We start from the raw sequence: 12186 nt of genomic DNA on the forward strand, positions 1-12186 counted from the left end.
ATAAAGGAAATACACGGTTTATCAGTAAGTTTAAATCCATGATGAACAACGGAAAAAACCGGAATATTGCAATCGCTGCTTGTGCCAGGGAAATGGCTTGCTTCATCTGGGGAATGGCTACGAATCACATTGAGAATCGTTCTCACTGTGATCCACTCACTGGTGAAATCCTTAGCCAAAACATCACAATAAAAAATAAATGTTCAAATCAAATCAACGGAACAACCAAGTTTTAACAGAATTTGCAGCACTCTAAGTCTTTTTATCTGAAGTTAACGAACAATTGACAATAAAGTTCAGAGAAATGAATGTCATTCATAAGTCCTGGAAGTAAGAGGTTTGACTATCCACGATAATTCTATGTTAATCCGCGTTTTTAGATGGTGGGGTCTCAGCGAAACCATTAACCTGTGAAAATCCACGTATATCAGATTGGTTTAAATAGCTGATGAATCCATTCCAGGATTTATGCATGGCATTCACTAATCCCTTTATGTAGTTAAAAAATAAATTAGTTAGCCCTCAGTGCGCCCTTGACAAGGGGGGCTTTCATATCAGAATTCCATTATCGATCAATTCCTGTCTGTCACAGGAATACTCTGAAGAATTAGAAAGATCTGATTGATTCTGAAACTCGTCTAAACTTTGCGGCATCTGACTTTTTAAAAACTCATTGAAGGCAGAGCGTACTTTTGCTTTCGCGGATCTGGATATGGGGATCTCTTTTCCATTTTCCAAGACAAGCATGTTTGGGTAGAGTCGATTGACGGCTTCAAGGTTTACTAAATAGCTCTTATGACAGGCGATAAAATGATTTGAAAGTCTTGGCAGCAATTCACTGATCTTTTCATAGACTCGATAGGTTCCATGATTGGTCACGATTTTTGTCACATGTTTGGCGCTTTCAAGATACAGGATTGAGGATTCCTTGATGTGGAATTCCTTTCCTTTAAATTTGCAGCATAAGAAGCGTCCCTGGCGGTGGACATGACTTGCTTTATTGAGGTACTGACGAACATAGTCTGCCTCAAAAGGCTTAGTCAAATATCCAAAAGGATTATCGGTTCGCAAAAGGACTTCCTGTGCGTATTCATTGGAATAGGCAGTGATAAAAATAATCAGAATCGACTTATTGATCTGGCTGATCTGTTCGAACACATCAAAACCCGTCTGATCCGTTTTTAATTCAATATCCAGAAAAACAATCTCTGGAACATTTGCGGCATCACAGTTTTTTAAGGCTTTCAGCATATGGACTGGATCAACGAATGTTTCTAATGGATGAGATCCAATTTCTTCAATTATTTCGCTAAGCGAGCTTATCGCTTCATTATTATCATCACAAATCCAGATTCGCATTTAAATCATCCTTTCAATAAATCATAGTTTGAATCGTCCTCATCCACTCTTATTGGAAACAAAAAGATCATCAACTCATGAATCTATTGACCATTCAATGGTTTTGTGACCTTAATGTAAATCGATAAACAATTCTCTTAAAAACTATCTTAACTGATTTCGAATGATTTCGAAAAGCTTCTTTGTTCCTGAGCCAATGAGAAGTACAGACAAATGACAATTCAGGTTTGATTGAGCGATCTAAAAAGACACAACGCGAAGGAATTATCACAATCCTATCTTACGGGATTTAGATCGATAAACTACTATTTCAATAGTATTTACTGGACATGATTTCTATTTTGCACATTATTGTTGTCAAAACGTTATTACTACTCTCTGATTTAAAGATTGTGAATTGGATACTTCAAATTTTAGACTAAAAAAACACGATTGAAGAAAGACAGATAAACGTAGTTGGATGAGTACAATTGCTTGAACACAATCAGAAAATAAAGTTGGTCAATCAGATGTAAGTGAACAAAAGAAGTAGGCAAGAAAATCGATGAAAAGGAACAAATATAGCTGATATTGCAGATTTTTCTAAAGATTTTGCCTGTGATCAGGCATTATAGTTCATATTTTATGAACTGTTGTTTTACATTAGAAAACAGTTTTCAATGAATTAAAATAAGAAATTTCAATCCATCTCTAAGATCTCTTCATCAAAGAATCATCTAATGAAACTTTGTATTTTGAAATTTTGTACTGCATTATTCTGCAGAATCAAAAACTGCCTATGTTCTGAAATCTGAACATTTAAACTCTGCCTGGTTCAATTGATTGAATCTTCAATGTTCAGATTTCAGGATCACCCAAGCAAAATAGATAAACCACAAAATCCTGCAGCTTGTATTTGCAGATGATTTTCATCGGATTCATGAGATTGAGATCGTAGAAAAAATTTCTATTTTTCTATTGAAGGCGAAACTGTGAATCATGCAGGATTCATTCCTGGATTCATATGGTAATCAAACAAACGAATAGGAGATTATGAATGAACAACTTTCTTCCTGCCATCAAGAAGGTCATTGCCGCTTATAATCAGACTTCTTTAATCCTTAGAATTCTGATTGGTCTGATCATCGGCGCTTTGATTGGATTATTTATTCCATCCATGAAATGGATGGCCGAATTTGGAACTCTGTTTGTCGGAGCTCTTCGCTCGATTGCTCCAATCCTGGTTTTCGTCATTGTATCAAGTGCTTTATGTCAGAATTCTGCCCGACTGGATAAACGGTTTGGTCGGGTAATCTTTCTTTATATGCTGACGACCTTTGGCGCAGCAGTTCTTGCGGTCATCACCAGCAAGATGTTTCCACAGACTCTCGTTTTAGGAGAAAGCGCCAGTGCTGAAGTCATTCCTCAGGGATTAGGCGAAGTCTTCCATACTTTGCTTGTCAACATCGTATCCAATCCAATTACTTCCTTAGCTGAAGGCAATTATATTGGAATCCTGATGTGGGCGGTTCTGTTTGGGTTTGCGATGAAGAAAATCGGATCCGATTCATCCAAGGAATTCATGAGCAATGTAGCGGATGCAATCAGCGATATCGTTCGCTGGATTATCAATCTGGCTCCTTTTGGAATCATGGGTCTTGTCTTTGAGAACGTATCCAACAATGGTCTTTCAATCTTTACAGACTATGGAAAACTGCTTTTACTGCTGGTTGGTACCATGCTTTTTATGGCATTTATCGTCAGTCCGCTGATTATTTCTTTCTTTCTTAAATGCAATCCATATCCTCTGATTTTCCGCTGCCTGAAGGAATCCGGAATCCCGGCTTTCTTTACCCGTTCTTCTGCAGCAAATATTCCAGTAAATATGGAACTGTGCAAGAAACTGGGTCTGGATAAGAACTTCTACTCTGTTTCCATTCCTCTTGGGGCAACGATCAACATGGATGGAGCGGCGATTACAATCACCATTATGACTTTAGCGGCCTGCAATACCTTAGGAATTTCGGTCTCCTTTCCAGCTGCTATCTTTTTATCCGTAATGAGTGCTTTAGGAGCCTGTGGAGCCAGTGGAGTCGCCGGAGGTTCTCTGCTATTGATTCCAATGGCCTGCTCGTTATTTGGAATCGATAATGCAATTGCCATGCAGGTGGTAGCCATCGGATTTATCATCGGAGTGGTTCAGGATTCCCTTGAAACCTGTCTGAATTCAGCTGGAGATGTCGAATTTACCGCTACTGCTGAATATACCCAATGGAGAAAAGAAGGAAAACCTCTGCCAGAATTCCTTCAAAAAAGAAAATAAAGCGAGCAGGCACGCTGTTCGTTCTTAGATCAGGACGAGGCCGTATTGGCTTAGCCTGTAGAAACACCTTCAACTTTAAATGCGCTCCAAAAAGAAATTCAGAAAAGAAGAATAGAAGAATAGCAGATGAGCAAAATCCTCACCGGATCGGCTCATCTGCTTTTTTTGAACTTTCCATACTCAATCCGGAAAGTTTCTTAATCAGAACATCAAATCGATTTCAAAAACAATCCAACAAGCAATTCCAAACCAGACTCATCGACCATCCCATCAACAAATTGTTAAATTCACTTCATACTTCATCTTAATTTTCGAAAAAAAGAAACCGGATATTCCAACATCGGCTGGAATATCCGGTTTCTGATTTGAATAGTTAAATTGCGGTTAATCAGGACAAAGTTTAATGAATAGCGAGGATCTGAACTTCGTAAGGTTCAGCGACATTCGATACAGTGACTACGTCACCTTCTTTTTTATCCATAATTGCTTTGGCAAAAGGAGAATCGTTGGAAATCTTTCCTTCGAATGGATCAGCTTCGATGGTACCCACAATTGAATAGGTGTTTTCAGACTGATCGGAAAGATCACGGACGGTTACCGTGGATCCTAAACGAACACTGATGGCTCCTTTTCCTTTTTCTTCTTCCTTAATGATTTCGGAGTTCTTAATCAGAGCTTCGAGTTCACGAATACGGGCTTCGACACGTGCCTGATGATCACGCGCTGCATCGTAATCGGCGTTTTCAGAAAGGTCACCCTGAGCACGGGCTTCCTGTAGTTCCTGAATGACTTCCTGTCTTGTGACATGAACTAAAGTATCGAGTTCGTTCTGAAGTTCCTGCAGACCTTCCTTGGTGACATAAAACTTATCGCTTGGCATTTTTAATCTTTATTTCCTTTCAGTTCGTCATCTGCTTTTCCATTAAGGAGTTATGCAGATTCTACTATTTTATCAGTTTAAGAAACGTATGAAGTCTTACTTACTCAATATTGAGGTTGAATTTTTCAACATTGGCCAGATGCTCTTCATAAGTTTTTGCATAATGAATGCTTCCATCGCCATGAATATCCGAAACAAAGAACAGATAATCAGAAGAAACCGGCTCAAGAACGGCCTTGATCGCTTCTTCTCCTGGATTCAGGATCGGTCCGATTGGAATTCCTGCATAGATATAAGTATTATACGGAGAATCAATATCTGTATTGGTTTCGCAGGCCTGAGCAGAATCAAACTGGTCCTGCAATGCATAGCAAACCGTTACAGAAGACTGTAAAGGCATTCCCTGATTGAGCCTGTTGTAGAAGATTCCAGCAATCATTGGCATTTCATCGGCTTTGCCGGACTCAAACTGAACAATGCTGGCCAGAGTCAGTATCTCTTCTAACGTATAGGGGGAAGCTTCAATCTGGGCTTTATACTTATCGTAAACAGTCGCAAACTGATTCAGAAAAATTCTGGTAATCTGATCAGGAGTTGAACCAAAATCGATATAATACGTTTCCGGGAACAGATATCCTTCCAGTTTTACAAACAGATCACTGTTGTTGAGGATTTCGGTATTCAGGAATGGATAATCAACCGCCAGAGTGTCAATATAAGCCGGATCATTCCAGAGATTCATGAAATCTTCAGGTTTATATTCCGGGAACGATTCACAAAGTGTTTTTGCGATCTGCTTAGCCCAGTAACCTTCTGGAATGGTAACAACCGCATAGGTTTTATCCATATTGTTCTGATCAGCCAGAAACTGAAGAACTTCCGGAGTACTCATGCCCTTATTCAGCGTGAAGTTTCCTGCAAAATGAGTATGACTGCCGGAAAGCTTCGCGTAAATTTTGGCTGCATTTGCGGATTTGATAAAGCCTTCCTGTTCAAGCTCATCAAGCATCTGATCATAGCTTTCGCCATCTTCAATCACGATGGTCTGCTTATCTTCTGCATTACCCGCTGGTTTCAAAGAGCCTGAATACCAGAAATAGAATCCACCAACAGCCGCCAGGACAATCAGCAGCAATACAAGAACAATAACCAGCCAGACTTTGACTCTACGCTTTTTCTTCGGCTTGGAACGTCTTGAAGAATTACTCATCCACTTCTTCCTCATCATCCGCGAAGGTATTGATGACTTCTTCTACCATTTCCCACTCTTCTTCAGATTCGATTGGCATCAGATCTCCTTCATCTGTATAGGCGCTTGCGAAGATTTCTGTTTCTTCACCATCCGGATCCTGGAATACAACATATTGTCTTCCGTAATCTTCCGAATCAAAGGTAAAAAGAATGATCATTCTTTTTTCTACACCGTTTTCGTCTGTGATATACAAACTGTTTGAATCTAACATGTGATTAGGTCTCCTTTCCGGCTGTTCATGCCTTCAGATCATTGTTTATTCTACCATAATAAATACGCTATAAATCTTCAGTTCCTCTATCAACTGGCTTAAGAGCACATTCACAGGCTTATATCAGAGAAAAACACGCAGGAAAGCCATCTAAAAGATTTAAGCCGTATTCATTCTCTGCTTTTCCTCAGATGCATAATCCGATCCATAAACATAACAGAAATTGCGCTGTCCTTTTGATCATGAAACAAAGAAGTGCCAGAGCAGATAACGAATGCCAATTCTCTAAAAGTCAGAGAAACAAAAATCTGCGAATTAGAAGTCTAAGAAAAAAAACAAAAATAAACAAACAAAAATCAAAAAAAGCCCTGCAAAATTTGCAGAGCTTGTAATACAAATCAGTACAGTCTATATCTCATAGACCTGCCAGTCAGTTGATGAATCTGATCAAAGCCTACCATTCAGAATTGGTTCTTTAAAGAAGTCATTCATGAATTGATGAGCCTGATGATTCATTTTCTGTTTGATTCAACCTGCTTCAAGAAGCTGAAAATCGCACAGGATGAACTGGATTAGAAATTTTTCTGACGATCAAGATAGTTTTGCAAAATCTGAACGGCAGCCATCTGATCGATGACTTTCTTGCGTTTTTTGCGGGATACATCGCCGCTGATTAACAGCTTTTCAGCACTGACAGTCGTCAGGCGTTCATCCCATAAGGTCACCTTGACGCCATTATCTTCAAGCATTTGAGCGAAATCCTGAGAAATCTCTCCGCGAATACCAATATCCCCGTTCATATGCTTAGGAAGGCCCAAAACAACGTTCTTCACCTTATTTTCCCTGCACAGCTTTAAAACTTCTTCCAAACAGGTCTCATAGTCATCTGATTCAAAGCGTACGGTGGTAAGCGCTCTGGCAATAATTCCTAACGGGTCGCTGATTGCAACGCCGCATGTCTTGCTGCCAAGATCGAGTCCAAGGATTCTGTCCATGAACTACTTCTCCAGATAAGCCCGAACGAGCTCTTCAATAATTTCATATCGCTCAATTCTCTGGATCAGATTCCGGGCATTTTTATGAGAAGAGATGTAAGCAGGATCCGCTGAAATCAGATAACCTGCGATCTGGTTTTCTGAGTTGTATCCTCTCTCCTGTAAAGCATCGGAAACTTCTCTGAGAACCTTTTTGATGTTTTCTCTGCGGAATTCTTCCGTAGTAAAAGTCATTGTTTCTGTAACATCACGCATACCATCATCTCCTAACGTTCTTGGATGAATATTTACCGATCTGCTAGCGCAGGATTTCTCATGGATCCTGGCTTTTGATCGTTAGAAACAAGAGGCAGTCATACTGCCTGATATATAAAGTTTAAACCACCTTTTAAACTTTGAAAACAATTCTTATTCTTACGAATCGTCGAATTCATAAGATAATTGCTAAACCTGTTCGTCTATTAATCATAATCGAAATTTTCAATTCCAACTTGTACAAAGCCTGAACAATTTTTACTGATTCAGGCTTTGTATAAGTTTTAACGGATGATGATCCAACCGGAATTTCGTAATTCTGCAATAACCAATCTGAATAATCTGGAATCTTAATGATTTAAAGACAGACTTACAATATAAAGCACAAAAATAAAGCACAAAACGCAAATCTGAAAACAAATCGGCTGTTAAGCCTGGGCAATCTGTTCAATCTGAGCTTTTACTTCATCGAAGGCTTCATCGAGTTTGGATGCGTCCTTACCGCCAGCAGAAGCAAGATCCGGTTTTCCTCCACCGTTTCCGCCGCAAAGATTAGCGGCTGCTTTGACCAGCACACCGGCCTTAATGCCTTTTTTGACTGCATCCTTGCCAGCTCCGCAGACAAAGACAATCTTGGAGCTTTCCGGATTGACAGAAGCAAAGAAGACTACCATATCCGGATGATCTCCCTTTAAGGAAGCCGCGATATCCTTTAAGGAGGCTCCATCAAGACCTTTTACCTTCTTGATCAGAACCTTTAAATCACCCATTGATACAGCTTCTCCTGCCCATTCCTTGGCTTTTAGGGTAAAGATCTGATTTCTGAGATCTTCGATTTCTTTTTGCAGGATGCGGTTTTGAGATACTGAGTTTTCTACCTTGTCATCCAGTTGCTTGAGACCTTTTGCTTTGATGAAGCGGGCAATATTTTGCAGCATCTTCTGAGACTGCGCGAATTCTTCATAGGCCGCCTTACCGGTTTTTGCGGTAATACGACGGGTATCGCTTCCGATCGATTCTTCATTGGAAATCTTGAAGACGCCAATTTCCTCTGTATTGTCTACATGGCATCCAGCACAGAATTCACAGGAAACATCTCCCATAGTAACGACTCGAACCTGATCGCCATATTTTTCATTGAATAAAGCCATGGCTCCCGTTTTCTTAGCTTCTTCAATATTCATAATTTCTTTTGTTACCGGATAAGCACCATCAATCATGCCATTGACCAGATCTTCGATCTGAGCAAGCTGTTCGGTGGTTGGTTTATCCGATGAGTTAAAGTCAAAACGTAAATAGTCAGGACCAACAAAGCTTCCCATCTGATGAACATCATCACCAAATACCTGCTTTAATGCGCTTTGTAAAAGGTGAGTTGCAGAGTGGTTGGCGGTTGTCTTCTTACGGCGTTTTTCATCGACCTTTTCTGAAACGACATCGCCTTCAGAAAGGATTCCTTCTTCAACCACAACGGAATGCAGATGCTGGGAGTTACGGGTTTTGATTCCATCAAGAACTCTGACTTTTGCGGTTGGCGTTTCAAGAATTCCCGTATCAGCAATCTGTCCACCAGACTGTACATAGAATACGGTATTATCCAGAATGACCTGACCTTCATCTTCTAAAGAGTCCACGCGATGACCATCCTTAAACAGAGCGATGACTTTTCCTTCGCCTTCTAAGTTGTCATAACCAGTAAATTCACAGGCTTCTGTAAAGTTCATCAGTTCTTCATTCTGTTCTGCAAAGGAATCTTCAACATTTCTTGCATTTCTGGCTCTTTCTTTCTGAGCAGCCATGCAGGCATCAAACTCTTCACGATCTACGCTCAGACCATTTTCTTCAGCAATTTCCTGAGTCATTTCAAATGGGAATCCATAGGTATCATAAAGTTTGAATACAACTTCCCCATCCAGACGGCCATCCTTGGCTTTTGCCATTTCTTCATCGAGTAAGGCCTGTCCATTCTTTAATGTCTTCTTGAATGTTTCTTCTTCCTTGCGGATCAGTTTCTGGTTCTTTTCAATTGTATCCATTAAATAAGGATAGAAGTCCTTCATGTTTTCAGCGACAACCGGAACCAGTTTATAAAGGAATGGTTCATCAAGACCAAGCTTTAAACCAAAGCGGACTGCACGGCGTAAAACACGTCTTAATACATAACCGCGTCCGGAATTGGAAAAACCGGCACCATCGGAAAGGGCAAAAACAAGGGTACGAATATGGTCAGCAATAACCCGGTAAGCCATCTTGTATTTGCCTTCATAAGGAACACCGGAAAGTTCTTCAGTGGCATGAATGATTGGCAAAAACAGATCCGTATCAAAGTTGGTTTCTCCACCCTGAATCAAAGCGACCAGACGTTCAAGTCCCATACCAGTATCGATATTCTTCTGCGGCAGTTCCTTGTAGTCTTTACGATCGAGTTCAGGATCACAGTCATATTGCGAGAAGACAACGTTCCAGACTTCGATATAGCGATCGTTTTCCATCTCTTCAAAGAAGAGTTTTTCACCAAGACCTTCAGGATCGTATTCAGGTCCACGGTCAAAGTGAATTTCAGTGTCTGGTCCGCCTGGACCTTTACCGATTTCCCAGAAGTTTTCTTCTGTTTTTAAAATATGAGATGGATCCACATGGCATTCTTCTGTCCAGATTCGATATGCTTCATCATCATCGGTATAGACAGTAATATAGAGACGGTCTTTATCAATACCCATCCATTCTTCACTGGTTAAGAATTCCCAGGCAAAAGGAATGGCTTCCTTTTTGAAGTAATCTCCAATGGAGAAGTTGCCAAGCATTTCAAAGAACGTATGGTGACGAGCTGTCTTTCCTACGTTTTCGATGTCGTTGGTACGAATGGATTTTTGCGCATTGGCAATCCGGTTCTTTTTTGGTTTTTCAGAACCATCAAAGTATTTCTTTAATGCGGCAACCCCGGCATTAATCCAAAGCAATGTAGGGTCATTGTTTGGCACTAAGGAAGCGCCTGGTTCAATCATATGGCCTTTGGATTCAAAATAATCCAGGAACATCTGACGAACCTGATTTCCAGTTAACTGTTTCATACTCTCTCCTTTTCCTGTTTTATAGACTAAATACAGTAAGACTCAATACAGTAGATAACAAAAAGTAATTCAAAAAATAATAAAAATTAAAAACTAAATCAAGCGACAATCAATCAGACAGCTAGTTACTGCTAAGTAAAGAATGATTCATCAAAATTCGCAAAAACTGCTTATTCTGAAGTAATTCTGAAGTAATTCTGAAGTAATTAAGAATGATGCAAAAAACCACACAAAAATCTTAAATGCATCCTGCAAATCCAAAATTAGATCAGTTTAAGATCAGCCATCGAACCAAACCTTCTATATTCTAAACGTTCTCAAACGTTCTGAAGTAAAGGCCAATACAGGCTGCTGTCCCATTGTCATAAATAAACATCAATCATCGAATATCAAATAATAAATGAATAATTAATACTCAATAGTAAATCTCTTTGTCTCAGGGATCAGGACAAATAAAAAAACGTTCCCTGTTCAGGAACGTTTGCACGCGGTACCATCCCGATTCATCCGCTACAAATTTAATATCTCATCTCTGCACAAAGCAGAAGATGCTTACATTTTGCTGATCAAACAGAGAACTTCTCCAACTCATCAGCAAACAGGCAATTGCGGATGCCCTTATATGTCTGTAACGCAGACCTGCGGACAACTCCCGGGTGGCTTTCATTCAGTCTGAACAAAGGCTTTCACCAGCCGCCTTCTCTCTAATAATATTCAATAGATAGTATTGATCGAATATTCATCAGATCTGATTTACTTCTTCCGTTCAACGTTTTCTCGTTGAGTATATTCCAAATTTATAAGTGTTTCAATTCATTCCAATCAGCAATTCACTGAATCTCGGCCATAAAGCCGCATTTTTTCAGCAATTACCCGATCCTCACGAGTCCTCTCATAATAAATGGAGGAATTTAAGGAAAGAAAACAATGTCATTAAGTTAACAGATTTTTTCTAGCGCTTACGGCCTTCGATCTGTTTAGATAATATGAAAGGCCCCCCAGAAGCCAATTCGTGGATTTAGATGGATACTTAGGGTGTATTTACAAGTAAACGTCATTACCACATGACTTAGGAGGACCTATATGGCAAGCTTACTTTTTATCGGATGTGATGTCCACAGTAAAGCAATCAGTTTAGATACTTTCGATCGAAATTCTAATACACATAGTCACCAGACAAAAATTAATAATGATCCACGATTGATCTGGAAGTATGCCAAGAAAATCGAATCTGAAGTTGAACCTGGAACCAAGCTCGTATTCGATTACGAAGCCGGATGTCTTGGCTTCTCTTTCTATGAAAGAATTACGAAAATGGGCTTTGAGTGCCGGATTATGGCGCCAACGACAATCCGGCTTGCTCAGACAGACCGCGTTCGAAAAACGGATCGCAGAGATGCAAAATCTCTGGCTGAAGCATTAGCCTATGACACCTACAAATCAGTCTATGTTCCTAATCAGGAAGATCAGGAAGTTCGCTCATTTATTCGTCTTCGTGAAGATACTCAGGAAACCATTAAGAAGTTCAAACAGCGGATTAATGCCTTTATGTTGAAACTTGGCTACACCTTTGATGAGGGAAAGACCAAGTGGACTATAAAACACAGAGATTGGCTTAAATCCCTGGAACTGTCTCCAATGAATCGCGAGGTGCTCGACGAGTATCTCATTACTCTTGAGGAGCTTGAGACCAAAATTGCTCGATATGATGAGCGAATCACCGAAATGTCCAAGCAGGAAAATTACAATGAACTGGCTAGTTCCCTTTCATGCTTCAAAGGAGTAACCAGGCCCATCGCTATGCGGATCATTACTGAAATTGGAGATTTTAATCGCTTTGCAACAGCTGGAGAATTTGCCT

Annotated in this window: 9 protein-coding genes and 1 pseudogene; 3 read left to right on the top strand and 7 right to left on the bottom strand. The window is 39.9% G+C overall.

Annotated features, from left to right (window positions below; genetic code table 11):
• Positions 1-236 (top strand): annotated as a pseudogene (locus tag BO222_RS14115) (hypothetical protein); the annotation flags it as partial.
• A 313-nt stretch (positions 237-549) separates the two neighbouring features.
• Here the strand turns inward: BO222_RS14115 and BO222_RS10070 are convergent.
• Positions 550-1359: a LytR/AlgR family response regulator transcription factor gene (locus BO222_RS10070; protein ID WP_075820677.1), complete on the bottom strand. Its 810-nt coding sequence runs from the start codon at positions 1357-1359 to the stop codon at positions 550-552.
• 1036 nt (positions 1360-2395) lie between these two features.
• Here BO222_RS10070 and sstT point away from each other — a divergent pair.
• On the top strand, positions 2396-3661 hold the full coding sequence (gene sstT, locus BO222_RS10075; RefSeq protein ID WP_075820678.1) for a serine/threonine transporter SstT: 1266 nt from the start codon (positions 2396-2398) through the stop codon (positions 3659-3661).
• Positions 3662-4061: 400 nt separating this feature from the next.
• Here sstT and greA read toward each other — a convergent pair whose 3' ends face one another.
• The 6 genes from greA to alaS form a co-directional block, all read right to left on the bottom strand.
• A complete protein-coding gene (gene greA, locus BO222_RS10080) occupies positions 4062-4541 on the bottom strand; it encodes a transcription elongation factor GreA (protein ID WP_075820679.1) in 480 nt (159 codons plus the stop codon).
• 100 nt (positions 4542-4641) lie between these two features.
• Entirely contained in the window at positions 4642-5751 is a 1110-nt protein-coding gene (mltG, locus tag BO222_RS10085; protein WP_075820680.1) for an endolytic transglycosylase MltG, read from the bottom strand.
• Entirely contained in the window at positions 5744-6004 is a 261-nt protein-coding gene (locus tag BO222_RS10090; protein ID WP_075820681.1) for a DUF1292 domain-containing protein, read from the bottom strand. Before BO222_RS10090 ends, mltG begins: the two co-directional genes overlap by 8 nt.
• Positions 6005-6576: 572 nt before the next feature.
• Positions 6577-6999 carry a Holliday junction resolvase RuvX gene (gene ruvX, locus BO222_RS10095; protein WP_075820682.1) on the bottom strand — a complete coding sequence of 141 codons (423 nt, stop codon included), beginning with the start codon at positions 6997-6999 and terminating at the stop codon, positions 6577-6579.
• A 3-nt stretch (positions 7000-7002) separates the two neighbouring features.
• Positions 7003-7254, bottom strand: a complete 252-nt coding sequence (locus BO222_RS10100; RefSeq protein ID WP_075820683.1) for an IreB family regulatory phosphoprotein — start codon at positions 7252-7254, stop codon at positions 7003-7005.
• 428 nt (positions 7255-7682) lie between these two features.
• Positions 7683-10325: an alanine--tRNA ligase gene (gene alaS, locus BO222_RS10105; RefSeq protein WP_075820684.1), complete on the bottom strand. Its 2643-nt coding sequence runs from the start codon at positions 10323-10325 to the stop codon at positions 7683-7685.
• Positions 10326-11408: 1083 nt separating this feature from the next.
• Here alaS and BO222_RS10110 point away from each other — a divergent pair.
• Positions 11409-12186: IS110 family transposase (locus tag BO222_RS10110; protein ID WP_075820685.1), on the top strand; the 778-nt coding region annotated here is incomplete at its 3' end.

The organism is Ileibacterium valens (genome assembly GCF_001945525.1).
Lineage (GTDB): Bacteria > Bacillota_I > Bacilli_A > Erysipelotrichales > Erysipelotrichaceae > Ileibacterium > Ileibacterium valens.

Bases quoted from the DNA above. Each gene is read 5' to 3' on its own strand.
- BO222_RS10100 (WP_075820683.1), bottom strand. From the start codon at position 7,254: ATGCGTGATGTTACAGAAACAATGACTTTTACTACGGAAGAATTCCGC.
- BO222_RS10070 (WP_075820677.1), bottom strand. From the start codon at position 1,359: ATGCGAATCTGGATTTGTGATGATAATAATGAAGCGATAAGCTCGCTT.
- alaS (WP_075820684.1), bottom strand. From the start codon at position 10,325: ATGAAACAGTTAACTGGAAATCAGGTTCGTCAGATGTTCCTGGATTAT.
- sstT (WP_075820678.1), top strand. From the start codon at position 2,396: ATGAACAACTTTCTTCCTGCCATCAAGAAGGTCATTGCCGCTTATAAT.
- greA (WP_075820679.1), bottom strand. From the start codon at position 4,541: ATGCCAAGCGATAAGTTTTATGTCACCAAGGAAGGTCTGCAGGAACTT.
- ruvX (WP_075820682.1), bottom strand. From the start codon at position 6,999: ATGGACAGAATCCTTGGACTCGATCTTGGCAGCAAGACATGCGGCGTT.
- mltG (WP_075820680.1), bottom strand. From the start codon at position 5,751: ATGAGTAATTCTTCAAGACGTTCCAAGCCGAAGAAAAAGCGTAGAGTC.
- BO222_RS10090 (WP_075820681.1), bottom strand. From the start codon at position 6,004: ATGTTAGATTCAAACAGTTTGTATATCACAGACGAAAACGGTGTAGAA.